Source organism: Hydrogenophaga pseudoflava, assembly GCF_004353865.1.
GTDB lineage: Bacteria > Pseudomonadota > Gammaproteobacteria > Burkholderiales > Burkholderiaceae_C > Hydrogenophaga > Hydrogenophaga pseudoflava.
Genome location: NZ_CP037867.1, coordinates 1,395,014 through 1,419,228 on the forward strand (window position 1 = coordinate 1,395,014; position 24,215 = coordinate 1,419,228).

Here is a 24,215-nt window from a genome sequence, read left to right on the forward strand (position 1 = left end):
TGCCATGGCCGTTGCTTCCCGTCGCCTGCTGCTGTCGCTGTCCCTGGTGCTGCCCCTGGTGTCGTTGCCCGCCGCCGCGTTCGCGCAGAACGTGTCGGTGCGCGACGACGACACGGCCGGTCCGTTCCCGAGCAACCGCCACACGGTGGTCGACTTCGGCAACGCGACCTTCCGCCGCGTCAACCTGCCCCGTCCGGACTGCGCGGTGCGGATGAGCGACTGCCAGGACATCGACGTGATCAACACGCTCGACGGCTTCTCGACCCAGCCGCGCATCACGGTGCCGTTCACCGGCGACATCGACGTGGGATCGGTCAGCAGCGAGACGGTCTTCCTCTACAACCTGGGCGACACGCAGACCCTGCGCGGTTTCGGCCAGAAGGTGGGCATCAACCAGGTGCTGTGGGACCCGGCCACGCGCACGCTGGTGTTCGAGCCCGACGAGCTGCTGGCCGAGCGCTCGCGCTATGTGCTGGTGGTGACCAATGGCGTGCGCGACGTCAGGGGCCGGCGCATCGTGCCCGGCGCGGCGCTGGGCGGCGGGCGCCACCGCGCCGAGCACCACCGCGAGATGCACGAAGGGGCGTCGGCGGTGCGCCTGGGGCGCGGGCTGGCGGTGGCGGCGGCCTCGGTGTTCACCACGCAGAGCGCCACCGGGGACCTGGTGAAGGTGATGCGCCGCATCAAGGCAACGAACCCGGCGCCGGTGGACTTCATGATCGGCAGCGCGGCCGGCGCACCGGTGCGCGCGGTGTTTCCGCTGAACGGTGTGGCGGCGGTCGACCTGCAGCGCCAGGTCGGGGCCGCCCCGGGCGCGCTGGCGCCGCAGGCCGTGCCGCTGGGTGCGCTCTATGTGGTGCCCGGCGCCGTCGGCCTGATCGCCTACGGCCGCTACCAGTCGCCCAACTACCTCGCCGCCGGCCAGTACATCCCCGCGACCCCGACGCTGGTGGGCCGGCCGCAACCGCAGGGCACGAACGAGCTGGTGTTCCAGCTCTTCCTGCCGGCCGGCGCCAAACCCGCGGCGGGCTGGCCGGTGGCCATCTTCGGCCACGGTTTCACCGACAGCATGTTCGGCGCGCCGTGGACGGTGGCCTCCGTGCTGGCCTCGCGCGGCATTGCGACGCTGTCGATCAACGTGGTGGGCCACGGCGGCGGCGCGGCCGGCGTGCTCAACCTGACCACCGCCGGCGGTGTGGTGTCGGTGCCTTCCGGCGGCCGCGGCTTCGACCAGGACGGCAACGGCGCCATCGACAGCACCGAGGGATCGAGCGCCGCGCCGCCGCGCACCGCGGTCTCCAGCCGCGACGGCTTGCGCCAGACCGCCATCGACCTGATGCAGCTGGTGCGCCAGGTGGAGGCGGGCATCGATGTCGAAGGCGATGGCAGCGCCGACCTGGACGCCCAGCGCATCTACTACGCCGGCCAGTCCTTTGGCGGCATCTACGGCACCATCCTGCTGGGCGTCGAGCCGTCCATCCAGGCGGGTGTGCCCAATGTGCCGGGCGGTTCGATCACCGAGGTGGCGCGGCTGGGCGCGTTCCGCGGCCTGACCGGCTTTGCGCTGGCCACCCGGGTGCCGCAGCTGCTGAACCTGCCGCCGTCGGCCAGCCTGCCGGTGCCGTTCAACTTCTTCGAGAACATGCCGCTGCGCGACCTGCCGCCGGTGGTCAACAACGTGCCGGGCGCAATGGAGATCGCGCAGGTGATCGACCGCTGGGAGTGGGTGCAGCAGGCGGGCAACCCGGTGTCCTACGCCCACCTGATCCGCCAGCAGCCGCTGCCGGGCAGCGCGGCCAAGCCGGTGATCCTGCAGATGGCCAAGGGCGACCAGACGGTGCCCAACCCGACCACCACCGCCATCGTGCGCGCCGGTGGCCTGCAGGCGCAGACCACCTACTTCCGCAACGACCTGGCCTTCGCCGCGAACCCGGCGGTGCCGAAGAACCCGCACACCTTCCTGACCGGGCTGGCGAGTCCGGCGGGACCGACGATCGCGGTGCTGGCGCAGACGCAGATCGCGGAGTTCTTCCGCAGTGGCGGCAGCCTCGTGATCGACCCCGACGGCCCCGGGCCGCTGTTCGAGGTGCCGCTGGTGCCGCCGCTGCCCGAGGGGCTGAACTTCCTGCCCTGAGGCTGGGCTGGAGCGCCGTCAGAGCGTCTGGCGGTAGCGCTCAAGCATCTGCTCCTGCGTTTCCGCGGCGACCTCCTCGCCGCGGAATTCGCGAATCTGGTCGCGCATCATCTCGGTCATGCTGGGCAGCGCTGAACGCTCGACCTGGTGTTGTGCGTCCCAGAGGTGCGAGCGCATCAGCGCCTTGGCGCAGTGCAGGTAGCAGGCTTGCACGGTGACCCGGATCGCGAGCTTGGGCAGGCGGTGCGGTTCGGCGCAGCGCTGCAGATCGTCCGGGTCGGTGCTGAGCAGGGCGCGGCCGTTCACGCGCAGGGTTTCGTCCACGCCCGGGATCAGGAACAGCAGCCCGACCGGCGCGCCTTCTTCGCCGCCGCGCACGATGTTCTCCAGCGTGTCCAGCCGGTTGTTGCCCGGCGCGTCGGGGATCAGCAGGGTGTGGACGTCCGGCGCGTGCACGAAGCCGGGCGCACCACCGCGCGGTGAGGTGTCCATGCCGTGCGCGGCATCGCCGCTGCCGATCACCACGAAGGGCGAAAGCCCGATGAAGCGGCGCGCGTGAGCGTCGAGCTGCGGAATCTCTTTCTTGGACGAGCGCTCGCGCACCGGGTCGTAGAGCGCGCGCAGGGCGTCGAGGGAGGTCAGGATGTTCATCGCGGGGAGCATACATTTGACGGATGTCTCCTGCCACCCCGGAAGCCGTCGCTCCCTCCTTTCCCCACGCGGTCGCGCGCCAGCGCACGCTGCGCCTGGCGGCGTCCAGCAAGCCCTATGTCGCCCGCGGCGCCGGCCTGGTGCGCTGCAGCGGCTGCCGCCTGCCCGCCACCCATTGCATCTGCGCGCTGCGGCCGGTGGTGCCGTCGAACGCGGGCTTCTGCCTGCTGCTGGGTGACATCGAGGCCCTCAAGCCCACCAACACCGGCTGGCTGATCGCCGACGTGGTGCCCGACACCTGGGCCTTCGGCTGGTCGCGCACCGAGGTCGACCCCGCCCTGCTGGCGCTGCTGGCCGATCCGCAATGGCGACCCCATGTGGTGTTCCCGACCGAGTACGCCGCACCGTCGCGCGCCGTGACGGCGCCGGTGGTGGACGACGGGCGCCGGCCGCTGTTCGTGCTGCTGGACGGCACCTGGTCCGAGGCGCGCAAGATGTTCCGCAAGAGCCCCTGGCTGGACAGCGCGCCGGTGCTGGGGCTGCAACCGGCGCACGCCTCGCGCTACAAGCTGCGACGCTCGGCGCAGGACCACCACTTCTGCACCGCCGAGGTCGCGGCGATGTGCCTGGACCTGGCCGGTGACGCCGCCGCCGCCGACGCGCTGGACGCCTGGTTCGGCCTGTTCAGCGAGCGCTACCTGAGCGCGCGGGGCCACCAGCCGCTGTCGGTGGACAGCGAGGCGACGCAGCGAGTGCGCGCGCTGCCCACGAAGTGAGTTTCGGCGCCGGGCCGCCCCAAGCCGAAACAGCCCCCTCGGGGGGCAGCGACCCGCGCAGCGGCGGAGCGTGGGGGCCTGTTCAACCCGGGATTTCGGGTTCGACCAGCTGGGCCAGCAGCGCCAGCGTCTCCTGCCAGCCGAGGTAACACATCTCGACCGGAATGGCCTCGGGGATGCCTTCCTGCACGGCCGTCAGCTCGGTGCCGCAGGAGACGGCCTTGAGGCTGATGGTGGTGATCATCTGGCCGGGCAGGTTGGGGTCGTCGAAGAGGTCGGTGTTGACGATCTTCTCGTTCGGCACCAGTTCCAGGTACTTGCCGCCAAAGGCGTGCGTGTGGCCGCTGGAGAAGTTGGTGAACTGCATGCGGTAGACGCCGCCGACGCGCGCGTCCATCTCCAGCACGCGGCCGGTGAAGCCGTGCGGCGGCAGGAACTTGGCCATCGCGTCGGGGTCGAGGAAAGCGCGGTAGACGCGCTCGGGCGGCGCCTTGAGGATGCGGTGGAAGCGGACGGTGCCGGTGCTCATTGGTGTGCTCCTTGGTCGGGGTGTCGGTGAACGGCAAGGCCCAGGGCCTTGAAACGACGACGAAACAGGGCCGCCGTTTTCGACATCCGCGGCCTCAGGTGCCGCAGAAGGTGCGGTAGCCCTGGGTCTGTTCGGGCGTGCCGGGCAGGGCGGCCGGGGCGTGTTCGCTGCGTTCGGTGAACGGGTCGGTCACGATGGCCAGCAGACGCTCGAAAGGCCGCAGGTCGCCGGACTCGCTGGCGGCGTCCAGTGCGTTCTCGACCAGGTGGTTGCGCGGGATGAACAGCGGGTTGGTGGCGTCCATGCGGGCGGCCACTTCGTGCGCCGGCTCGCCTTGCGCGGTCAGGCGCTGCTGCCAGCGCGCCAGCCAATCGCCGGCGACGGCGGGCTGATCGCCCCAGAGCACGAGCCAGTCCCGCGGCGCCTCGCGCAGCACGGCCGAGAGGCGACGGAAGCCCAGCGTGAAGTCGACATGGTGTTCGTGCATGCGCTGCAGCAACTCGTTGACCAGGGCGCGGTCGGCCTCGTCGTCGGCGCTGTCGCTGCGCAGGCCCAGCTTGAGGCGGTGCAGGTTCAGCCAGTGCCGGTCGAAATGCCCGCCGAAGCCGTCCAGCACCCGGGTGGCGGCGGCCACGGCCTGCTCGTCGTTGGTGTGGAACAGTGGCAGCAGGGTTTCGGCCAGCCGCGCGAGGTTCCACTGCGCGATGCCCGGCTGGTTGCCGAAGGCGTAACGGCCGTGGGTGTCGATGGAGCTGAAGACCGTCTGCGGGTCGTAGGCCTCCAGGAACGCACAGGGGCCGTAGTCGATGGTTTCGCCCGAGACCGTCATGTTGTCGGTGTTCATCACGCCGTGGATGAAGCCGACCGACATCCACAACGCGACCAGTTTCGCCTGGCGCTGCACCACGGCCTCGTAGAAAGCGAGGAGCCGGTCCTCGCGGCCGACCAGCGCCGGGTCGTGGCGGGCGATGGCGTGTTCGGCGAGCTGCTGGACGCGTTCGGTGTCGTTGCGCGCGGCGAAGAACTGGAAGCTGCCGACGCGGATGTGGCTGGCCGCCACGCGCGTGAGGATGGCACCGGGCAGCGGGCGCTCGCGGCGGATGGTTTCACCGGTGGCCACGGCCGCCAGTGCGCGCGTGGTGGGGATGCCCAGCGCGTGCATGGCCTCGCTGATCAGCACCTCGCGCAGCACCGGCCCGACGGCCGCCTTGCCGTCGCCGCCGCGCGAGAACGGTGTGCGCCCCGAGCCCTTGAACGCGATGTCGCGGCGCTGTCCTCGCGCGTCCAGCACCTCACCCAGCAGCAGCGCGCGACCGTCACCCAGCTGTGGCGAGAAGCCGCCGAACTGGTGGCCGGCGTAGGCCTGCGCAATTGGCGTGGCACCCTCGGGCACGCGGTTGCCCGCGAACACCGCCAGGCCCTCGTCGGACGCCAGGGCATCGGCATCGAGCCCGAGCTCGTCGGCCAGCGTCCGGTTCAGATGCAACCAGCGCGGCGCCGGCACCGCCGCCGGCTGCCAGGGCACGGACATGCCCTCCATCAGCGCGTAAGAGTTGTCGAAGGAGAAGAGGGGGGAGGACACGGGCAGGCCAAGAGCAGGAAAGCACTCATTGTGACCAGACCCCAAAAACCTTGAGGAACGCGTGTCTGCCTCCAGGGCACCCGTGGAACCGGCTCCGCCGGGCCACAGGGTGCGTCCCCCCTCCCAGCGCCGCAAGCGCGCCAGAGAGGGGGGAAGCCGCGCAGCGGCGCAGGGGGGCGTTACAGAGCCTTTACCACCGCGTCGCCCATCTCCACGGTTCCGACCTTGGTCGTGCCCTCGCTCCAGATGTCGCCGGTGCGCAGGCCCTGGGCCAGCACCTTCTGCACCGCGGCTTCGATGCGCTGGGCGGCTTCTTCCTGATTGAGCGAGAAGCGCAGCATCATGGCAGCCGACAGGATGGTCGCCAGCGGGTTGGCGATGCCCTTGCCGGCGATGTCGGGCGCGCTGCCGTGGCTGGGCTCGTACAGGCCCTGGTTCCTGCTGTTGAGCGAGGCCGAGGGCAGCATGCCGATGGAGCCGGTCAGCATCGAGGCCTCATCGGACAGGATGTCGCCGAACATGTTGCCGGTGACGACCACGTCGAAGGCCTTGGGGGCCTTGACCAGCTGCATCGCCGCGTTGTCGACGTACATGTGCTGCAGCTCGACGTCGGGGTACTGGGCATGCACCTCGATCATGGTGTCCTTCCAGAACTGGAAGGTCTCCAGCACGTTGGCCTTGTCGACCGAGGTCACCTTCTTGTTGCGCTTGCGCGCGGCCTGGAAGGCGACGTGGGCGATGCGCTCGATCTCGGGCTTGGAATAGCGCATGGTGTCGAAGGCTTCGGGTGCGCCCTTGAACTCGCCGTCAGGGGCCTCGCGGCGGCCGCGCGGCTGGCCGAAGTAGATGTCGCCGGTCAGCTCGCGGATGATCAGGATGTCCAGGCCGGCGATCAGCTCGGGCTTGAGGCTGGAGGCGCCGACCAGCTGCTCGTAGCAGATGGCGGGGCGGAAGTTGGCGAAAAGGCCCAGGTTCTTGCGCAGGCCCAGGATGGCCTGCTCGGGGCGCAGCGGGCGGTCCAGCTTGTCGTACTTCCAGTCGCCGACGGCGCCGAACAGGATGGCGTCCGCCTCCTTGGCCAGCTTGAGCGTGGACTCGGGCAGCGGGTGGCCGTGCGCGTCGTAGGCGGCACCACCGACCAGGGCCGATTCCATTTCGAACTTCAGGTCGAGTGCGTCGAGGACCTTGACCGCTTCGGCGACGATTTCGGTGCCGATGCCATCACCGGGGAGAACTGCGATTTTCATTGGGTGGGTTTGAAGTTGGGGTGAATCACATGGTGTGGGCGAGCCAGGGCTTGGTCGCCAGGCGCTCTTTCTCGAACGCCTCGATCTTGTCCTTGTGGCGCAGCGTCAGGCCGATGTCGTCCAGTCCGTTGATCAGGCAGTACTTGCGGAAGGCGTTGACCTCGAAGGGGATCTCCTCGCCCTGCGGCTTGACGATGACCTGGCGCTCCAGGTCGATGGTCAGCTGGTAGCCCGGGAAGGCGTACACGTCGTTGAACAGCTGGTCCACCTGTGGCTCGCTCAGCACGATGGGCAGCAGGCCGTTCTTGAAGCAGTTGTTGAAGAAGATGTCGGCGTAGCTGGGCGCGATGATGGCGCGGAAGCCGTACTGGTCGATGGCCCAGGGCGCGTGTTCGCGGCTGGAGCCGCAGCCGAAGTTGCGGCGCGTGAGCAGCACCGAGGCGCCACGATAGCGCGGCTGGTTCAGCACGAAGTCCGGGTTGGGCTTGCGTGCGCTTTCGGGCACGCCGGGTTCGCCCGGCTGGTCCAGGTAGCGCCACTCGTCGAACAGGTTGGGGCCGAAGCCGGTCTTGCGGATCGACTTGAGGAACTGCTTGGGGATGATCGCGTCGGTGTCGACGTTCTCGCGGTCCATGGGGGCCACGAGGCCCTGGTGAATGGTGAATGTCTGCATGGTGTGGATGTTCAGTTGGTCGCGCCCTTGACGGCTTCGCCGGCTTTCTCCAGCCCGGAGCCGACCGCCTGGCCGGCGGACTTGCCGCCCTCGACGGCCTTGTCCTTGATCTCGATGGCCTTGTCGACCACCACGTCCTTGACCTCGATGGCTTTGTCCTTGACGACGTGGGCGTCCTGCTTGACGCCTTGCACGGTGTTGGTGTTGCAGGCGGCCAGGGACATCAGGGTGGCGGTGGCGAGCAGGGTCTTGAACGAGGACATGGTGGGCTCCTTGGGAAAGTGCTCGGGAAAGACGTTCAGGCGATGGTGCGGATGTCGACGAAATGACCGTGGATCGCGGCGGCGGCGGCCATCGCAGGCGAGACCAGGTGGGTGCGGCCACCAGCGCCCTGGCGGCCTTCGAAGTTGCGGTTGCTGGTGCTGGCGCAGCGCTCTCCCGGCTCCAGCCGGTCGGCGTTCATGGCCAGGCACATCGAGCAGCCGGGCTCGCGCCATTCAAAGCCGGCGGCCTTGAAGATCTCGTGCAGGCCTTCGCGCTCGGCCTGTTCCTTCACCAGACCGGAGCCCGGCACGACCATGGCCAGCTTGATGTTCTTCGCGACCTTCTGGCCCAGCTTCTTGACGACCGCGGCGGCTTCGCGCATGTCTTCGATGCGGCTGTTGGTGCAGGAACCGATGAAGACCTTGTCGACGAAGATGTCGGCCAGCGGCTTGCCCGGTTCGAGCGCCATGTAGGTCAGCGCCCGCTCCATGGCGCCGCGCTTGCTGGCGTCCTTCTCCTTCTCGGGATCGGGCACGCGGGCGTCCACGCCCAGCACCATCTCGGGCGAGGTGCCCCAGGTGACCTGCGGCAGGATCTGCGTCGCATCGAGCTCGACCACGGCGTCAAACACCGCGTCGGCGTCCGAGTGCAGCGACTTCCAGTAGGCGACCGCCTGGTCCCACTCCACGCCGGTCGGGGCCAGCGGGCGACCCTTGACGTATTCGATGGTCTTCTCGTCCACGGCCACCAGACCGGCGCGCGCACCGCCTTCGATGGCCATGTTGCAGACCGTCATGCGGCCTTCCATGGACAGCGAGCGGATCGCGCTGCCGGCGAACTCGATGGTGTAGCCCGTGCCGCCGGCGGTGCCGATCTTGCCGATGATGGCCAGCACGATGTCCTTGGCGGTCACGCCCTTGGCGAGCTGGCCCTCGACCTTGACCAGCATGTTCTTGGCCTTCTTGGCCAGCAGGGTCTGCGTGGCCATCACGTGCTCGACCTCGCTGGTGCCGATGCCGTGCGCCAGCGCGCCGAAGGCGCCATGGGTGGAGGTGTGCGAGTCGCCGCAGACCACGGTCATGCCGGGCAGCGTGGCACCGTTCTCGGGGCCGATCACATGCACGATGCCCTGGCGCTTGGACATGAAGGGGAAGAAGGCGGCGGCGCCGAACTCCTTGATGTTGCTGTCCAGCGTGGTGATCTGCTCCTTGCTGATCGGGTCGGTGATGCCGTCGTAGCCCAGTTCCCATCCGGTGGTGGGCGTGTTGTGGTCGGCGGTGGCGACCACCGAGCTCACGCGCCAGACCTTGCGGCCGGCCTGGCGCAGACCTTCGAAGGCCTGCGGGCTGGTGACTTCGTGTACCAGGTGGCGGTCGATGTAGAGGACGGACGTGCCGTCTTCCTCGGTGTGGACGACGTGTTCGTCCCAGATCTTGTCGTAGAGCGTGCGGGCCATGGGGTGGGGTTCTCCTGTGGGGCTTGAAATTCTAGGTCGGGGAGGCGGACCTGGCGGCCTGTGTGGACAGGTGGTCCACCAGCAGCCGGGCGCTGACGGGCAGGCTGGAAAAGTCGCGCGCGACCAGGTCGATGTGGCGCGTGGCCCAGTCGTCGGTGAGTTCGACCGCCTGCAGGTTGCCGGCGCCCTGCATCAGATCGAAGGCGCGGCGCGGCATCAGGCCGACGCCCAGTCCGTTGTGGATCATGCGGCACATGGCGTCCAGGCCCGAGACGCGAATGCGCAGCCGGATGTTGCGGCCGCTGGCGGTGGCGGCGGCGTGCATGGCACGGTAGATGGAGCTGTTGGCGTGCAGGCCGACGTGGTCCCATTCGAGGCTGTCGGCGAAGGCCATGGCCGTGTGTCCGGCCAACGGATGGCGGGCCGGCACGATCAGCACCAGCCGGTCCTGCCGGTAGGGCAGGGTCTGCAGGCCCTGGATCGGGTCGTCGCCGCCGACGTGGCAGATGCCCAGGTCGGCCGCGCCTTCCTGCACCGCCCGCAGCACCTCGGTGGACAGGTGTTCTTCCAGGTCGATCTTGATCGCGTCGTGTGCGCGGATGAAACCGCCCAGGTCTTCGGGCAGGAACTGCACCGTGGCCGAGATGTTGGCGTGCACCCGCACATGGCCGCGCACGCCGTCGGCGTACTCCGAGAGCTCGCCCTGCATCTTGTCGAGGCTGAACAGCACCGAGCGGGCGTGGTGCAGCAGGCTCTGGCCAGCCGGGGTGGGCGTGACGCCGCGTGCGTGGCGCATGAGCAGCGGCGTGCCGACCGTGGTCTCCAGATCCGACAGCCGCTTGCTGACCGCCGACGGCGCCATGAACTCGGTCTCGGCCGCCTTGCCGATGCTGCCGCGCTCGCACACCGCCACGAACAGCTGCAGCGTGGTCAGGTCAAGTCGGCGGGTGAAGGCGCGGTCGGGGGCGTTCATGAGAAAGTCATCGTGATTCAAGATGACTTTCTGGATTTTCCGTCTTTTATATGGGTATTGACATCGTTATTGGCGATGTCAGACACCGCAAAAAACAAAACCCGCCAGAGGCGGGTTTTGTGGGGCAAGGCGGGATCAGCGCTTGAAACTGGCGGGGACGTCGCGGCGAGCGGCGCCCGTGAACAACTGGCGCGGGCGGCCGATCTTGTACTCGGGGTCGGCCAGCATTTCGTTGAGCTGGGCGATCCAGCCGACGGTGCGGGCCAGCGCGAAGATGCCGGTGAACAGGCTGACCGGAATGCCGATGGCGCGCTGCACGATGCCGGAGTAGAAGTCGACGTTCGGGTAGAGCTTGCGCTGCACGAAGTAGTCGTCTTCCAGGGCGATCTTTTCCAGTTCCTTGGCCAGCTTGAACAGCGGGTCGTTTTCCAGACCCAGCTCGGCCAGCACCTCGTTGCAGGTTTCCTGCATCAGCTTGGCGCGCGGGTCGTAGTTCTTGTACACGCGGTGACCGAAGCCCATCAGCTTGACGCCGCTGTTCTTGTCCTTCACCTGGTTCATGAACTCGCCGACCTTGGCCACGCCGCCGTTGCGCTGGATGTCTTCCAGCATGTTCAGGCAGGCTTCGTTGGCGCCACCGTGGGCGGGGCCCCAGAGGCAGGCCACACCGGCTGCGATGGCGGCGAACGGATTGGTGCCCGACGAGCCGCACAGGCGCACGGTGGAGGTGGAGGCGTTCTGCTCGTGGTCGGCGTGCAGGATGAAGATGCGGTCCAGCGCTTTTTCCAGCACCGGGTTGACCTTGTAGTCCTCGCAGGGCGTGCCGAACATCATGCGCAGGAAGTTGCCCGAGTAGCTCAGGTCGTTGCGCGGGTACATGTAGGGCTGGCCCACACCGTATTTGTAGGACATGGCCACCAGCGTGGGCATCTTGGCGATCAGGCGGATCGCGGCGATGCGGCGGTGCTCGGGGTTGTTGATGTCGGTGCTGTCGTGATAGAAGGCCGACAGGGCGCCTACCAGACCGGTCAGCACGGCCATGGGGTGGGCGTCGCGCCGGAAGCCACGCAGGAAGAACTGCATCTGCTCGTTGACCATCGTGTGGTTGGTCACGAGCTTGTGGAAGTCGCCTCGCTCCGTCTCATTGGGTAGTTCGCCATTGAGCAGCAGGAAGCAGGTGTCGAGGTAGTCGGCCTGGGTGGCCAGCTGCTCGATCGGGTAGCCGCGGTACAGCAGTTCGCCCTTGTCGCCGTCGATGTAGGTGATGGCCGACTGGCAGGACGCCGTGGACAGGAAGCCGGGGTCGTAGGTGAACATGCCGGTCTGTGCATACAGCTTGCGGATGTCGATCACGTCCGGACCGATGCTGCCGCCGTACACCGGCATCTCGACGCTGGGGCTGCCGTTGGAGAACGACAGGGTGGCTTTGTTGTCTACGAGTTTCATGCGGTTTCCTGGTAGAGGTTAATCGGGTCGTCGGGCAGCGCGCAGCATGCCCAGCACCTGAGTGACGTCGTCACTGGCCTGTAGGCCCTCGGGCTTCTTGCGGCCGAGCAACAGATCAAGCAGATCGTTGTCGGAAAGGTCCATTAGAACCCCCAGAGCTTCGGCCTGCCTGACAGTCAAGCCAGACTCATGTCTGGCAAAGAACTGCTCGATGAACAGGTCGTTCTCGAGCAGCCCACGGCGGCAGCGCCAGCGCAGCTTGCTCAATGCCGGGGCATCGAGCACGGCGTCACCGGGGCTGGCATTCATGGTCATAAAACGCGGGATCAGACGGCGCGGCGCACCATCAGTTCCTTGATCTTGCCAATGGCCTTGGTGGGGTTCAGGCTCTTGGGGCAGACGTCCACACAGTTCATGATGGTGTGGCAGCGGAACAGACGGTACGGGTCTTCAAGGTTGTCCAGACGCTCGGCGGTGGCCTGGTCGCGGCTGTCGGCGATGAAGCGATACGCCTGCAGCAGACCGGCGGGGCCGACGAACTTGTCGGGGTTCCACCAGAAGCTGGGGCAGCTCGTGGAGCAGCTGGCGCACAGGATGCACTCGTACAGGCCGTTGAGCTCTTCGCGCTCTTCGGGGCTCTGCAGGCGCTCGCGCTCGGGGGCGGGGGTCTCGTTGATCAGGTAGGGCTTGATGCTGTGGTACTGCTTGAAGAACAGCGTCATGTCCACGATCAGGTCGCGAACGACCGGCAGGCCGGGCAGCGGCTTGAGCACGATGTCGCCCTTGAGCGTGTTCAGGTTGGTCAGGCAGGCCAGGCCGTTCTTGCCGTTGATGTTCATGGCGTCCGAACCGCACACGCCTTCGCGGCAGGAGCGGCGGAACGACAGCGTGGGGTCCACGGCCTTGAGCTTGATCAGGGCGTCCAGCAGCATGCGCTCGGTGCCGTCCAGTTCGACCTGGATGGTCTGCATGTACGGCTTGGCGTCCTTGTCCGGGTCGTAGCGGTAGATCTTGAAAGTGCGTTGTGCCATTTTTCAGTGTCCTTGTGTTCGCTGATTCCGGTCAGAAGGTGCGGGGCTTCGGGGGCACCGTTTCGGCGGTCAGGGGCTTCATGCGCACCGGCTTGTAGTCCAGCTTGTTGCCGTCCTGGTACCAGAGGGTGTGCTTCATCCACTCGGCGTCGTTGCGGCCCAGCGGGCAGGTCGGGTGGTTGACGTCGTGTTCGTAGTCGCGCACCAGGTGGGCGCCGCGGCATTCCTTGCGAGCGGCCGCGCTGGTCATGGTGGCCTGGGCGGCCTCCATCAGGTTCTCGACTTCCAGCGCTTCGATGCGCGCGGTGTTGAACACCTTGGAGTTGTCCTTCAGGCCGATGGCGCCCACGCGCTCGCGCAGGGCGTTGATCTTCTGCACACCGGCGTCCATGGACTCCTGGCTGCGGAACACGCCCGCGTGCGTCTGCATGATGGCGCGCATGTCGTTGGCAACGTCCTGGGCGTACTCGCCGTTCTTGGCGCTGTCCAGGCGGGCCAGGCGGGCCAGGGTCTTGTCGGCGGCGTCCTTGGGCAGGTCCTTGTGCTCCTGCTTGGGGTTGACGTTGGCGATGATGTGGTTGCCGGCGGCCTTGCCGAAGACGAGCAGGTCCAGCAGCGAGTTGGTGCCCAGGCGGTTGGCGCCGTGCACCGACACGCAGGAGCATTCGCCCACCGCGTAGAGGCCGTTGACCGGACGGTCTTCACCGTTGAAGCGCTCGACCACCTGGCCGTGGATGTTGGTCGGGATGCCACCCATCTGGTAGTGGATGGTGGGCACGACCGGGATCGGCTCGCGCGTCACGTCGACGTTGGCGAAGTTCACGCCGATCTCATACACCGAGGGCAGGCGCTTGTGGATGGTGTCGGCACCCAGGTGGTCCAGCTTCATGTGGATGTAGTCCTTGTTGGGACCACAGCCACGGCCTTCCAGGATTTCCTGACCCATGCAGCGGGACACGAAGTCGCGCGGTGCCAGGTCCTTCAGCGTGGGCGCATAGCGCTCCATGAAACGCTCGCCATTGCTGTTGAGCAGGATGGCGCCTTCGCCGCGGCAGCCTTCGGTCAGCAGCACGCCCGCGCCGGCCACGCCGGTGGGGTGGAACTGCCAGAACTCCATGTCCTGCAGTGCGATGCCGGCACGGGCGGCCATGCCCAGGCCGTCACCGGTGTTGATGAAGGCGTTGGTCGAGGACTGGAAGATGCGGCCGGCACCACCGGTGGCCAGCAGCACGGTCTTGGCTTCGAGCACGTAGGTGTCGCCGGTTTCCATTTCGAGGGCGGTCACGCCCACCACGTCGCCGCTGGCGTCGCGGATCAGGTCCAGCGCCATCCACTCCACGAAGAAGGTGGTCTTGGCCGACACGTTGGCCTGGTACAGCGTGTGCAGCATGGCGTGGCCGGTGCGGTCGGCCGCGGCGCAGGCGCGCTGCACTGGCTTTTCGCCGTAGTTGGCGGTGTGGCCGCCGAACGGACGCTGGTAGATCGTGCCGTCGGGGTTGCGGTCGAACGGCATGCCGAAGTGTTCGAGCTCATACACGACCTTGGGCGCTTCGCGGCACATGAACTCGATGGCGTCCTGGTCACCGAGCCAGTCGGAACCCTTGACGGTGTCGTAGAAGTGGTATTCCCAGCTGTCTTCGCTCATGTTGCCCAGCGAGGCGGACACGCCACCCTGCGCTGCAACGGTGTGCGAGCGGGTCGGGAAGACCTTCGAGAGCACGGCCACCTTGAGGCCGGCGCGGGCCAGTTGCAGCGAGGCACGCATGCCGGAGCCGCCGGCTCCGACGATGACCACGTCGAACTTGCGCTTGGAAAGGGATGCGGTGGTGGTCATGGATCAGAGTCTCCAGAGAACTTGAACAGCCCAGCCCAGGCAGGCCACGAGCCAGACGATGGTGAAGATGTGCAGGGCCAGGCGGATGCCGGTGGGCTTGACGTAGTCCATCCAGATGTCGCGCATGCCGATCCAGATGTGATAGGCGATGGCGATGAAGGCCGCGAAGGTCAGTGCCTTCATCCACTGGGGGGCGAAGATGCCGGCCCAGCCCTCGTAGCCCAGAGGGCCGCTGGTGAGCAGCACCTTGGCCAGCACGATGAGGGTCAGCAGGGCGAAGAGCGCGCCGGTGATGCGTTGGGCGAGCCAGTCGCGCAGCCCGTAGTGGGCGCCGGTGACGACGCGTTTGGAACCGTAATTGACGGACATGTTGGTCTCCTTCTTTCGCGGGATCAGTACAGGCCGAACAGCTTGGCGCCGAGGATCAGCGTCAGTCCGATGGACAGGGCCAGCGTCACGATGGCGGAGGACTTGCCGAACTCCTTGGTCACCGAGTGCGTCATGTCCATGTACAGGTGGCGCAGGCCGGCAATCAGGTGGTGCAGGTAGGCCCAGATGATGGCCAGCACCACCAGCTTGAACAGCCAGCCGGGAACCAGTCCGATGCCGCCCGAGAAGGCTGCGCTGAAACGTTCGTAAGAGATCTCGGACGACACCGAGGTGTCGAACAGCCAGACGATCAGGGGCAGCAGGATGAACATCAGGCCACCGCTGGCGCGGTGCAGGATCGACACCCAGCCGGCCAGAGGCAGGCGGTAGGTGGTCAGATCCTTGAAGGCGTTGATGTTGCGGAACTCAGGCCGCTTCTTGGTCAACTCGGTCATGGTGGGGCTTTCTTCCGTGGGGTTCGGGGTTGGAAGGGAGCTTGTAACTCGGTGGTAACCCGAATTACAAACCTTGAAATTCTATTGCAACGCAGCATACCCAGGCCTGACATCTGGCCTTGACGTGTCGGGCTCCGGCGCGTTGGCGACTCAGTTCAGTTCGTTGTGATAGTGCCGGGTTTCCGTGCGGTAGAGGCCGCGCCGCAGTTCCATCGGCACGTCGTTGTAGGTGTAGGCCAGACGTTCCACGCTCAGCAGCGGGTGGCCCACTTCGACCCCCAGCAGTGCTGCGGCATCGGCATCGGCGGCCACGGCCTTGATCTTCTCGGTCGCGCGCACCATGCGCACGCCGAACTGTGCTTCGAACAGGGCGTACATGGGACCCTTGTCGCTGGACAGGGTTTCGATGCTCAGGCCCTTGAATGGCGCGCCGGGCAGCCAGATGTCTTCCAGGATGGCAGGCGTGCCGGAGAACGAGAGCACGCGCCGGACCTGCACCAGCGAGTCGCCGCCCTTGAGGTCGAGTTGCCGGGCCACCTCGGCCGGCCCACGCAGGCGGCGGCATTCGATGATGCGCCGCTCGGCCGGGCCCTGGGCTTCCGGCGCGCTCGCGTCGGGCAGCACACGCAGGAAGCGGTACTGGATGTGCTGTTCGGCGTGGGTGGCCACGAAGGTGCCCTTGCCCTGGCGGCGCACCAGCAGGTTGTCGGTGGCCAGTTCGTCGATCGCCTTGCGCACCGTGCCCTGGCTCACGCGGAAGCGGGCGGCCAGGTCGAACTCGCTGGGGATCATGTCGCCCGGTTTCCATTCGCCTGCCTGCAGGCTGCGCAGGATCAGCGACTTGATCTGCTGGTACAGGGGGCTGAAAGCCGGTGTTGGCGGAAGAGGCGCGGCCGGTCCGGTGCCCGCCGAGTCGGCGGGTGCGCGCGATTCCTCCTGGGACAGGTCGGGCTGCGAAGGATGTGCGGAGGCCATGTTGTCGGTGGGTGAGCGGGCAAATGACCCAACGCCGTGGCCCGCTATTTTTGATGTGCAATCATATCTTATATAAGACATAAGACAAATTGACGCCTACGGGTTTACGCGGGTACACTCGCGGGCTGTCCAAGGGGTCAAGCCCCATCGATATTTCAATTTCCCAACGTCCCTTCTGGAGTTTTCACCATGAGCAAGAAGCCCGTCCGTGTTGCCGTCACTGGCGCCGCAGGTCAGATCGGTTACGCCCTGCTGTTCCGTATCGCCTCCGGCGAAATGCTGGGCAAGGACCAGCCCGTGATCCTGCAGCTGCTGGAAATCCCGGACGAGAAGGCCCAGAACGCGCTCAAGGGCGTGATCATGGAACTGGAAGACTGCGCCTTCCCGCTGCTGGCCGGCATCGAAGCTCACAGCGACCCGATGACCGCCTTCAAGGACACCGACTACGCCCTGCTGGTTGGCGCCCGTCCCCGTGGTCCCGGCATGGAGCGCGCCGACCTGCTGGCCGCCAACGCCCAGATCTTCACCGCCCAGGGCAAGGCCCTGAACGCCGTGGCCTCGCGCAATGTGCGCGTGCTGGTGGTCGGCAACCCCGCCAACACCAACGCCTACATCGCCATGAAGTCGGCCCCCGACCTTCCGGCCAAGAACTTCACCGCCATGCTGCGCCTGGACCACAACCGTGCCGCCAGCCAGATCGCCGCCAAGATCGGCTGCGCCGTGGGCGACATCGAGAAGCTGGCCGTGTGGGGCAACCACTCGCCCACCATGTACGCCGACTACCGCTTCGCCACGGTGAACGGCAAGTCTGTCAAGGACACCATCAATGACCACGACTGGAACGCCAACGTGTTCCTGCCCACCGTGGGCAAGCGCGGCGCCGCCATCATCGCCGCCCGTGGCCTGTCGTCGGCTGCTTCCGCCGCCAACGCCGCCATCGACCACATGCGCGACTGGGCCCTGGGCACCAACGGCAAATGGGTCACCATGGGCATCCCGTCCAATGGCGAATACGGCATCCCCAAGGAAGTCATGTTCGGCTACCCCGTCACCTGCGAAGGTGGCGAGTACAAGATCGTCGAAGGCCTGCCCATCGACGCCTTCTCGCAAGAGTGCATCAACAAGACCCTGGCCGAGCTCGAAGGCGAGAAGGACGGCGTCAAGCACCTGCTCTGAGCTGGTAACCGCTTGGTAACTCCGTGAAACCTCACCCGCGCGACATCCTTGTTGGAGCCCAGGCCGGTGCATTTGCATTGCCGGTCTGCGATCACTACAGCGGTGTCGAAGCGCGGATGAGGAAGAGCCTGCAGCTGCAGGCCGAACTGAGTGCCGAGTTCGGCGCCTGCGTCTTCGATGTCACGCTCGACTGCGAAGACGGGGCGCCCGTCGGTGGTGAGGCCGAGCACGCGGCCCTGGTCACGGAACTGGCGTTGGGCGCCCCAGCAGCCGCCCGCGTCGCCGCCCGGGTCCACCCGGTGAACCATCCCCACTTCGAGGCCGATGTGGCCACGATTGCCGGTCAGGCCGGCGCGCGGCTGTGCCACCTCATGGTGCCCAAGGTGGAGTCGGTGGCCGACGTCGAACGCGCCGTGGCGGCCATGGACGCCGCTGGCGCCGCCGCCTTGCCGCTGCATGTGCTGATCGAGTCGCCGGCCGCGGTGCACCGCGCCTTCGACATCGCGGCCCACCCGCGCGTCGCATCCCTGAGCTTCGGTCTGATGGACTTCGTCTCGGCCCACGGCGGGGCGATTCCCGCCTCGGCGATGACGCTGGCGGGGCAGTTCAGCCACCCGCACGTGCTGCGGGCCAAGATCGAGATGGCGGCGGCATGCCACGCGCACGGCAAGGTGCCTTCACACAACGTGGTGACCGAGTTCAAGGACCTGCCCGCGCTGCAGAACGCCGTGCGCAAGGCGGCCACCGAACTCGGCTACACCCGCATGTGGAGCATCCACCCGGACCAGATCCGCGCCATCGTCGCCGCGTTTTCACCCGCCGAGGCAGAAATCGAGACCGCGCTGGCCATCGTCGAACGCGCCGCGGCCGCTGATTGGGCGCCGGTGCAGTACGAAGGCCGGCTGCACGACCGCGCCAGCTACCGCTATTACTGGCAAGTGATCGAGCGCGCGCACCAGACCGGGCATGCCCTGCCCGAGACCGTGCGCGGCTGGTTTCTTGCATGACTTTCGAACACCAACCATCACCCACCCCACCGGAGAACGCCATGTCGACCTTCCTGACCGACTACCGCGCCCACGTCGCTGAACGCGCCGCCCTGGGCATTCCCCCGCTGCCGCTCGACGCCAAGCAGGTCGCCGCCCTGATCGAACTGATCAAGAACCCGCCCGCCGGTGAAGACGCCTTCCTGCTGGACCTGCTGACGCACCGCGTGCCGCCGGGCGTGGACGACGCCGCCAAGGTCAAGGCCTCGTTCCTGGCCGCCGTGGCCCATGGTGACGAAAAGGTCGCCCTGATCTCCAAGGCCAAGGCCACCGAGCTGCTGGGCACCATGGTGGGTGGCTACAACGTGCACCCGCTGATCGAGCTGCTGGACGACGCCGAAGTGGCAGGCGTCGCCGCCGAAGGTCTGAAGAAGACCCTGCTGATGTTCGACTTCTTCAACGACGTCGCAGAGAAGGCCAAGGCCGGCAACGCCAAGGCCAAGGAAGTTATGCAGTCGTGGGCCGACGCCGAGTGGTTCACCACCCGCCCCGAAGTGCCCAAGAGCATCACCGTCACCGTGTTCAAGGTGCCCGGCGAGACCAACACCGACGACCTGTCGCCCGCCCCGGACGCCTGGAGCCGCCCGGACATCCCGATGCACTACCTGGCGATGCTGAAGAACACGCGCCCCGACGCGGCCTTCAAGCCCGAAGAAGACGGCAAGCGTGGCCCGATGCAGTTCATCGAGGATCTGAAGAAGAAGGGCAACCTCGTGGCCTACGTGGGCGACGTGGTCGGTACCGGTTCTTCGCGCAAGTCGGCCACCAACAGCGTGATCTGGGCCACGGGCCAGGACATCCCCTTCGTGCCGAACAAGCGCTTCGGCGGCGTCACGCTGGGAGGCAAGATCGCCCCGATCTTCTTCAACACGCAGGAAGACTCCGGCGCGCTGCCGATCGAAGTGGACGTGAGCAAGCTGGAGATGGGCGACGTCATTGAAGTCATGCCCTACGACGGCAAGATCGTCAAGAACGGCGAGACCGTCACCGAGTTCAAGCTGCGCAGCGACGTGCTGTTCGACGAAGTGCGCGCCGGCGGCCGCATCAACCTGATCATCGGACGCTCGCTGACCGCCAAGGCGCGCGAGTTCCTGGGCCTGCCCGCCTCGACCCAGTTCCGCCTGCCGCAGGCGCCCGCCGAGAGCAAGGCCGGCTTCACCCTGGCACAGAAGATGGTCGGTCGCGCCGTCGGCCTGCCGGAAGGCCAGGGCGTGCGCCCCGGCACCTACTGCGAGCCCAAGATGACGACCGTCGGTTCGCAGGACACCACTGGCCCGATGACCCGCGACGAGCTGAAGGACCTGGCCTGCCTGGGCTTCTCGGCCGACCTCGTGATGCAGTCCTTCTGCCACACGGCGGCCTACCCGAAGCCGGTGGACGTGAAGACCCACCGCGAACTGCCGGCCTTCATCAGCAGCCGCGGCGGCGTGTCCCTGCGCCCGGGCGACGGCGTGATCCACAGCTGGCTCAACCGCCTGCTGCTGCCCGACACCGTGGGCACCGGCGGTGACTCGCACACCCGCTTCCCGATCGGCATTTCCTTCCCGGCCGGTTCCGGTCTGGTGGCCTTCGGCGCCGCCACCGGCGTGATGCCGCTGGACATGCCCGAGTCGGTGCTGGTCCGCTTCAAGGGCCAGATGCAGCCCGGCGTCACCCTGCGCGACCTGGTGCACGCGATCCCGCTGTACGCCATCAAGGCCGGTCTGCTGACCGTGGCCAAGGCCGGCAAGAAGAACATCTTCTCGGGCCGCATCCTGGAAATCGAAGGTCTGCCCGACCTGAAGGTGGAACAGGCCTTCGAGCTCTCCGACGCCTCCGCCGAACGCTCGGCCGCCGGCTGCACCATCAAGCTCAACAAGGAGCCGGTGCAGGAGTACCTGAAGTCGAACATCGTTCTGATGAAGAACATGATCGCCGACGGCTACCAGGACGCGAAGACCCTGGCGCGCCGCATCGAGAAGGTCGAGGCCTGGCTGGCCAAGCCCGAGCTGCTCGAAGCCGACAAGGACGCCGAATACGCCGCCGTGATCGAGATCGACCTGGCCGATATCACCGAGCCGATCGTCTGCTGCCCGAACGATCCGGACGACGCCAAGTTCCTGTCCGAAGTCGCCGGCACCAAGATCGACGAGGCCTTCATCGGTTCGTGCATGACCAACATCGGCCACTTCCGCGCGGCCGCCACCGTGCTGGGCGGCGCGCGCGACATCCCGGTCAAGCTGTGGGTGGCACCGCCGACCAAGATGGATGCGGCCGAACTGACCAAGGAAGGCCACTACGCCAACTTCGGCGCCGCCGGTGCCCGCACCGAAATGCCCGGCTGCTCGCTGTGCATGGGCAACCAGGCCCAGGTGCGCGAAGGCGCGACGGTGATCTCCACCTCCACCCGCAACTTCCCGAACCGCCTGGGCAAGAACACCAACGTGTTCCTGGGCTCGGCCGAGCTGGCCGCCGTGGCGTCCAAGCTGGGCAAGTTGCCGACCAAGGAAGAGTACCTGGCCGCCACCGGCGTGATCACCGCCAAGGCCGACCAGATCTACAAGTACATGAACTTCGACCAGATCGAGGAGTACGTGGAGACCGCGAAGACGGTGGCCTGATCGGCATCCCTTCGATGAATGAAAAACGGCCCTTCGGGGCCGTTTTTCATGGCTGGTGACGGTTTGGCACAGGGTGGCCGCCGCTAACATCCGGCCCGGACGTGGCGGGACGTCCTGCCACGCCTTTCAATACATCAGGAGGAACTCACAATGAACAAGCCATTCCGCTATCCAGCGCTGAGCCGTCGCCAGCTGGGTCTGGGTCTTCTGTCCGGCCTCGGGCTGGCGCTGGCCGGTTGTGGTGGTGGCGATGACGGCGACGACCAGCCGCTCTACGCCGCCTTCAACGACCTGCGCGCCGGCATGACCCGGGACGATGTGCAGCGCCTGGTCAACCGGGCGCCGGTGTCCGGTACCTCGGCCTCGGTGCTGCGCTGGGAGACCGATACAGAAATCCTGGAGGTGACTTTCTCCGGCGACCGGATCGCGACGGCCCGCTGGACCGACCGCACCACCGGGCGCTCCTATCTGCGCACCTTCCGCTTTGCGGGCAATGGCGGTGGCGGCACCGGCACCCTCTACCAGGCCTTCCTGGCCTTGCGCCCTGGCATGACCCGGGGGGAAGTGATCCAGCGGGTGCCCGTGGCCGTGTCGCAGGGGGCCACCACCAGCCAGGTGCTCTGGATCGATGGGGAGGAGGCGCTGGGCGTGCGCTTCAACGGCTCCTCCGACGGTTCCACCATCACCTTTGCGCAATGGGGACTGTCCATCGCGGCGGGCAGCCGCAACGAAACGCGCACCTTCTGATCGGGTGTCCGTTTCAGGCCGGGCCGCCCGTGAGGGCCGCCCAGCCCGGCCAGCCGTCGCGCGCAATCGCAAACTTGCGACTGGCAGAACTCCACGACGCACCGGTGGCCATGGCCTCGGCGAAGGCGGCGCCATCGACCACCTGCGTGCCGCCCAACAGCGTCACGCCACGATCAAACAGCGCGTCGGGCCAGAGCCCGGCCGAGGGGCCGATGACGGCAAAGCGTGTGGCGTTCGGTGCCGCCGCCAGCATCTCGTCCAGAGAATCGTTGAGCAGCATGGTCGAGGTGCCGACCACGGTGTTGCAGGCGGCCAGCGCCGAGCGGTCCAGCGTGATGTGGACCTTCGGAAAACGCTCCCGCTGCCGCGCCACCATCTCCGCGTTCATCTCCACCACGGTGAGGCGTCCGCCGGCTTCGTCGACACGCCGCACCAGCGGCGGGAAGAAACCGATCATGCCCAGGTGGTCCTGCGGACCGAGCACCACATCGCCCAGCGAGTTGCCGGCCGGCGGTGGCGTGTAGCCGATGCGTCGCCAGACCGAGTCGGTCAGCGCGTTGACCGCGGCCAGCGCGACCGCGCGCTCCACCTCGTCGCCACCGGTCAGCCGCTGCGCCAGTGCCATCGGGTCGGCGCCCGCCAGCGCGTCGTGTCGGTCGCTGCCGTGCCGGGCGAGCAGGTGGTCGAGCGTGCCCCCGAGCAGGATGTAGGACAGGCCGAAGGCGCCGTCTTCCAGCTCGATGGCGCAGAACTCGGCGTCGTGTTCGCCCGGTTCGCCGGGACGCTGCGGGATGTGCAGGCGCCGGACCTTCGGACTCGGCCATCGGGTGGCGATGGCGGCGAGCTGCTGGAGCAGGGCGGTGGAGATCGGAGTCCGGTTCTGGCGCAGGTTCATGCGGCCATGGTAGCGGCGAGCGCGCGCAGCGCCTGTGCCGTGGCCTCGTCGCCGGGAAAGAAGGTCTCCAGCGCCAGTTCCTGCAAGGTGATGTCGGCGGGCGAGCCGAACACGGTGGTGGTGCTGATCAGGTGCAGCACGCCGGCCGGGGTATGGACCAGGAAGGGCATCAGCACCCCCGGGTGCTCGCCGGCCAGGCGCGCCGCCGACCCGGGCGCCTGCCCCGGGTAGGCGCGCAGCTCGGCGAGCAGGTCCGCCAGGGCCTCGTCGCCGGTGGCGCGGATCTGCTGCTGCAGCCGCGCGAACAGGTGCTCGCGCCACTGGTCGAGGTTGGCAATGCGCGGCGCCAGGCCGCCCGGGTGCAGGCTCACGCGCAGCAGGCTCACCGGCGGCTGCAGCAGGGCCGGGTCGACGCCGGTCAGCAGCGGCGCGACCATGCGGTTGGACAGCACCATGTGCCAGTGGCGGTCGAAGGCCACGGCGGGCCAGGGTTCGTGGCTGTCGAGGATGTGCTGCACCGCGCGCCGCGCCGCGTCCATCGCCGGCTCGTCCAGCCGCTGTTCGCGGTACATGGGCGCGTAGCCGGCCGCCACCAGCCACGTATTGCGCTCGCGCAGCGGCACCGCCAGCCGTTCGCACAGGCGCAGCACCAGCTCGCGGCTGGGGCTGGCTTTGCCGGTCTCCACGCAACTGAGGTGGCGGGTCGAGAGCTCGGCGTCGAGGGCGAGGTCCTGCTGGCTGAGGTGGCGCAGCTGACGCCAGTGGCGCAGGTGGTCGCCGACCGAGAGGCGGCGGCTGGCGTGGGGAAAGGCGGCGTTCGACATGGGCACATGGTAGGCCCGGACGCCGCGCGAACCATGACCCGCGAGGTCATGGACGCCATGCCCTGGCGCCGCGAGCATCGGGCTCCCATCGTTTCACTTCAAGGAGTCCACCATGTTCACTGTCTCTGCTTCCACCCTGCGCCGCGTGCTCTGGCTCGATGCCGCCAGTTGCCTGGGCATGGGCCTGTCCCATCTGGCGCTGTCGGAACCGCTGTCCGGCTGGACCGGCATTCCGGCCACCTGGCTGCAGGTGGCGGCGCTGGTCGTGTTCGGCGCGGCCTCACTGGCCGCCTGGCTCGCGAGCCGGGCCGAACCCCCGGCGGGCGGCGTCAAGCTGCTGGCGGTGGGCAACTTCGCCTGGGTCGCGGCGAGCCTCTGGCTGGCCTTCGGTGCCGGCCTGTCGCTGACCGCGCTGGGCCTGGGCTGGGTGCTGGCGCAGGCGCTGATGGTGCTGGTCCTGGCCGAGCTGGAGTGGGCCGGCGCACGACGGGCGCAGGGCCTGGCAATGGCCTGAGCCTTCGGTCCGCCGGGC

General features: G+C 67.6%; 24 protein-coding genes. 7 read left to right on the forward strand and 17 right to left on the reverse strand.

All coding sequences use genetic code 11. The features are described from left to right. Positions 1–4: 4 nt before the first annotated feature. Entirely contained in the window at positions 5–2,134 is a 2,130-nt protein-coding gene (locus HPF_RS06850; protein WP_133156136.1) for an Ig-like domain-containing protein, read from the forward strand. Positions 2,135–2,152: 18 nt separating this feature from the next. Here HPF_RS06850 and HPF_RS06855 read toward each other — a convergent pair whose 3' ends face one another. Then, positions 2,153–2,785, reverse strand: a complete 633-nt coding sequence (locus HPF_RS06855; RefSeq protein WP_066149720.1) for an MSMEG_1061 family FMN-dependent PPOX-type flavoprotein — start codon at positions 2,783–2,785, stop codon at positions 2,153–2,155. Between the two features lie 23 nt (positions 2,786–2,808). Here HPF_RS06855 and HPF_RS06860 point away from each other — a divergent pair, with 23 nt between their 5' ends. Continuing rightward, positions 2,809–3,561 (forward strand): tRNA-uridine aminocarboxypropyltransferase, encoded by a 753-nt coding sequence (locus HPF_RS06860; protein WP_066149723.1) that lies wholly within the window; start codon positions 2,809–2,811, stop codon positions 3,559–3,561. A gap of 82 nt (positions 3,562–3,643) precedes the next feature. On the opposite strand, the gene HPF_RS06865 is transcribed toward HPF_RS06860, so the two are convergent. From HPF_RS06865 to HPF_RS06930, 14 genes are all read right to left on the reverse strand, one after another. Next, positions 3,644–4,090, reverse strand: a complete 447-nt coding sequence (locus HPF_RS06865) for an SRPBCC family protein (RefSeq protein ID WP_079367013.1) — start codon at positions 4,088–4,090, stop codon at positions 3,644–3,646. Positions 4,091–4,184: 94 nt separating this feature from the next. Further along, positions 4,185–5,672, reverse strand: a complete 1,488-nt coding sequence (locus HPF_RS06870; protein WP_133156137.1) for a protein adenylyltransferase SelO — start codon at positions 5,670–5,672, stop codon at positions 4,185–4,187. 179 nt (positions 5,673–5,851) lie between these two features. Then, positions 5,852–6,919, reverse strand: a complete 1,068-nt coding sequence (leuB, locus tag HPF_RS06875) for a 3-isopropylmalate dehydrogenase (protein ID WP_066149732.1) — start codon at positions 6,917–6,919, stop codon at positions 5,852–5,854. Positions 6,920–6,944: 25 nt separating this feature from the next. Next, a complete protein-coding gene (gene leuD, locus HPF_RS06880; RefSeq protein ID WP_079367011.1) occupies positions 6,945–7,592 on the reverse strand; it encodes a 3-isopropylmalate dehydratase small subunit in 648 nt (215 codons plus the stop codon). An 11-nt stretch (positions 7,593–7,603) separates the two neighbouring features. Further along, a complete protein-coding gene (locus HPF_RS06885; protein ID WP_133156138.1) occupies positions 7,604–7,855 on the reverse strand; it encodes a hypothetical protein in 252 nt (83 codons plus the stop codon). Positions 7,856–7,890: 35 nt separating this feature from the next. Beyond that, on the reverse strand, positions 7,891–9,312 hold the full coding sequence (gene leuC, locus HPF_RS06890) for a 3-isopropylmalate dehydratase large subunit (protein WP_079367010.1): 1,422 nt from the start codon (positions 9,310–9,312) through the stop codon (positions 7,891–7,893). A gap of 31 nt (positions 9,313–9,343) precedes the next feature. Further along, the gene (locus HPF_RS06895; RefSeq protein WP_133156139.1) at positions 9,344–10,285 is read right to left on the reverse strand and encodes a LysR family transcriptional regulator; all 942 of its coding nucleotides are present in this window, start codon (positions 10,283–10,285) and stop codon (positions 9,344–9,346) included. Between the two features lie 135 nt (positions 10,286–10,420). Continuing rightward, a complete protein-coding gene (locus HPF_RS06900) occupies positions 10,421–11,731 on the reverse strand; it encodes a citrate synthase (protein ID WP_066149747.1) in 1,311 nt (436 codons plus the stop codon). A gap of 18 nt (positions 11,732–11,749) precedes the next feature. Continuing rightward, positions 11,750–12,040, reverse strand: coding sequence for an FAD assembly factor SdhE (locus HPF_RS06905; RefSeq protein WP_066150869.1), 291 nt, complete (start codon positions 12,038–12,040; stop codon positions 11,750–11,752). Positions 12,041–12,057: 17 nt separating this feature from the next. Further along, positions 12,058–12,762 (reverse strand): succinate dehydrogenase iron-sulfur subunit, encoded by a 705-nt coding sequence (locus HPF_RS06910; protein ID WP_066149750.1) that lies wholly within the window; start codon positions 12,760–12,762, stop codon positions 12,058–12,060. Between the two features lie 31 nt (positions 12,763–12,793). Continuing rightward, a complete protein-coding gene (gene sdhA / locus HPF_RS06915; protein ID WP_066149753.1) occupies positions 12,794–14,596 on the reverse strand; it encodes a succinate dehydrogenase flavoprotein subunit in 1,803 nt (600 codons plus the stop codon). A gap of 3 nt (positions 14,597–14,599) precedes the next feature. Continuing rightward, positions 14,600–14,965 (reverse strand): succinate dehydrogenase, hydrophobic membrane anchor protein, encoded by a 366-nt coding sequence (sdhD, locus tag HPF_RS06920; RefSeq protein WP_066149756.1) that lies wholly within the window; start codon positions 14,963–14,965, stop codon positions 14,600–14,602. Between the two features lie 23 nt (positions 14,966–14,988). After that, positions 14,989–15,420, reverse strand: coding sequence for a succinate dehydrogenase, cytochrome b556 subunit (sdhC, locus tag HPF_RS06925; protein WP_066149759.1), 432 nt, complete (start codon positions 15,418–15,420; stop codon positions 14,989–14,991). Between the two features lie 150 nt (positions 15,421–15,570). After that, positions 15,571–16,395: a GntR family transcriptional regulator gene (locus tag HPF_RS06930; protein ID WP_066149762.1), complete on the reverse strand. Its 825-nt coding sequence runs from the start codon at positions 16,393–16,395 to the stop codon at positions 15,571–15,573. A 189-nt stretch (positions 16,396–16,584) separates the two neighbouring features. Between HPF_RS06930 and HPF_RS06935 the strand changes: the two genes are divergently transcribed. The 4 genes from HPF_RS06935 (at position 16,585) to HPF_RS06950 (ending at position 21,964) form a co-directional block, all read left to right on the forward strand. Beyond that, positions 16,585–17,571, forward strand: a complete 987-nt coding sequence (locus HPF_RS06935; protein ID WP_066149765.1) for a malate dehydrogenase — start codon at positions 16,585–16,587, stop codon at positions 17,569–17,571. 23 nt (positions 17,572–17,594) lie between these two features. Beyond that, entirely contained in the window at positions 17,595–18,578 is a 984-nt protein-coding gene (locus HPF_RS06940; protein WP_243721698.1) for an HpcH/HpaI aldolase/citrate lyase family protein, read from the forward strand. 41 nt (positions 18,579–18,619) lie between these two features. Further along, a complete protein-coding gene (gene acnB, locus HPF_RS06945) occupies positions 18,620–21,217 on the forward strand; it encodes a bifunctional aconitate hydratase 2/2-methylisocitrate dehydratase (RefSeq protein WP_066149770.1) in 2,598 nt (865 codons plus the stop codon). A gap of 150 nt (positions 21,218–21,367) precedes the next feature. Continuing rightward, positions 21,368–21,964, forward strand: coding sequence for a hypothetical protein (locus tag HPF_RS06950; RefSeq protein WP_066149772.1), 597 nt, complete (start codon positions 21,368–21,370; stop codon positions 21,962–21,964). Between the two features lie 13 nt (positions 21,965–21,977). Here HPF_RS06950 and HPF_RS06955 read toward each other — a convergent pair whose 3' ends face one another. Together HPF_RS06955 and HPF_RS06960 are read right to left on the reverse strand one after the other, a co-directional pair. Then, on the reverse strand, positions 21,978–22,859 hold the full coding sequence (locus tag HPF_RS06955) for a Rossmann-like domain-containing protein (protein WP_133156141.1): 882 nt from the start codon (positions 22,857–22,859) through the stop codon (positions 21,978–21,980). Further along, the gene (locus HPF_RS06960; RefSeq protein ID WP_133156142.1) at positions 22,856–23,683 is read right to left on the reverse strand and encodes a helix-turn-helix domain-containing protein; all 828 of its coding nucleotides are present in this window, start codon (positions 23,681–23,683) and stop codon (positions 22,856–22,858) included. Before HPF_RS06960 ends, HPF_RS06955 begins: the two co-directional genes overlap by 4 nt. 112 nt (positions 23,684–23,795) lie before the next feature. On the opposite strand from HPF_RS06960, the gene HPF_RS06965 reads away from it, so the two are divergent. Then, entirely contained in the window at positions 23,796–24,197 is a 402-nt protein-coding gene (locus HPF_RS06965) for a hypothetical protein (RefSeq protein WP_133156143.1), read from the forward strand. Positions 24,198–24,215: the final 18 nt, after the last annotated feature.

Excerpts from the sequence above, each read along its gene's own strand:
- HPF_RS06850 (WP_133156136.1), top strand. The coding sequence starts at position 5 with ATGGCCGTTGCTTCCCGTCGCCTGCTGCTGTCGCTGTCCCTGGTGCTG.
- HPF_RS06855 (WP_066149720.1), bottom strand. The coding sequence starts at position 2,785 with ATGAACATCCTGACCTCCCTCGACGCCCTGCGCGCGCTCTACGACCCG.
- HPF_RS06860 (WP_066149723.1), top strand. The coding sequence starts at position 2,809 with ATGTCTCCTGCCACCCCGGAAGCCGTCGCTCCCTCCTTTCCCCACGCG.
- HPF_RS06865 (WP_079367013.1), bottom strand. The coding sequence starts at position 4,090 with ATGAGCACCGGCACCGTCCGCTTCCACCGCATCCTCAAGGCGCCGCCC.
- leuB (WP_066149732.1), bottom strand. The coding sequence starts at position 6,919 with ATGAAAATCGCAGTTCTCCCCGGTGATGGCATCGGCACCGAAATCGTC.
- leuD (WP_079367011.1), bottom strand. The coding sequence starts at position 7,592 with ATGCAGACATTCACCATTCACCAGGGCCTCGTGGCCCCCATGGACCGC.
- HPF_RS06885 (WP_133156138.1), bottom strand. The coding sequence starts at position 7,855 with ATGTCCTCGTTCAAGACCCTGCTCGCCACCGCCACCCTGATGTCCCTG.
- leuC (WP_079367010.1), bottom strand. The coding sequence starts at position 9,312 with ATGGCCCGCACGCTCTACGACAAGATCTGGGACGAACACGTCGTCCAC.
- HPF_RS06895 (WP_133156139.1), bottom strand. The coding sequence starts at position 10,285 with ATGAACGCCCCCGACCGCGCCTTCACCCGCCGACTTGACCTGACCACG.
- HPF_RS06900 (WP_066149747.1), bottom strand. The coding sequence starts at position 11,731 with ATGAAACTCGTAGACAACAAAGCCACCCTGTCGTTCTCCAACGGCAGC.
- HPF_RS06905 (WP_066150869.1), bottom strand. The coding sequence starts at position 12,040 with ATGAATGCCAGCCCCGGTGACGCCGTGCTCGATGCCCCGGCATTGAGC.
- HPF_RS06910 (WP_066149750.1), bottom strand. The coding sequence starts at position 12,762 with ATGGCACAACGCACTTTCAAGATCTACCGCTACGACCCGGACAAGGAC.
- sdhA (WP_066149753.1), bottom strand. The coding sequence starts at position 14,596 with ATGACCACCACCGCATCCCTTTCCAAGCGCAAGTTCGACGTGGTCATC.
- sdhD (WP_066149756.1), bottom strand. The coding sequence starts at position 14,965 with ATGTCCGTCAATTACGGTTCCAAACGCGTCGTCACCGGCGCCCACTAC.
- sdhC (WP_066149759.1), bottom strand. The coding sequence starts at position 15,420 with ATGACCGAGTTGACCAAGAAGCGGCCTGAGTTCCGCAACATCAACGCC.
- HPF_RS06930 (WP_066149762.1), bottom strand. The coding sequence starts at position 16,395 with ATGGCCTCCGCACATCCTTCGCAGCCCGACCTGTCCCAGGAGGAATCG.
- HPF_RS06935 (WP_066149765.1), top strand. The coding sequence starts at position 16,585 with ATGAGCAAGAAGCCCGTCCGTGTTGCCGTCACTGGCGCCGCAGGTCAG.
- acnB (WP_066149770.1), top strand. The coding sequence starts at position 18,620 with ATGTCGACCTTCCTGACCGACTACCGCGCCCACGTCGCTGAACGCGCC.
- HPF_RS06950 (WP_066149772.1), top strand. The coding sequence starts at position 21,368 with ATGAACAAGCCATTCCGCTATCCAGCGCTGAGCCGTCGCCAGCTGGGT.
- HPF_RS06955 (WP_133156141.1), bottom strand. The coding sequence starts at position 22,859 with ATGAACCTGCGCCAGAACCGGACTCCGATCTCCACCGCCCTGCTCCAG.
- HPF_RS06960 (WP_133156142.1), bottom strand. The coding sequence starts at position 23,683 with ATGTCGAACGCCGCCTTTCCCCACGCCAGCCGCCGCCTCTCGGTCGGC.
- HPF_RS06965 (WP_133156143.1), top strand. The coding sequence starts at position 23,796 with ATGTTCACTGTCTCTGCTTCCACCCTGCGCCGCGTGCTCTGGCTCGAT.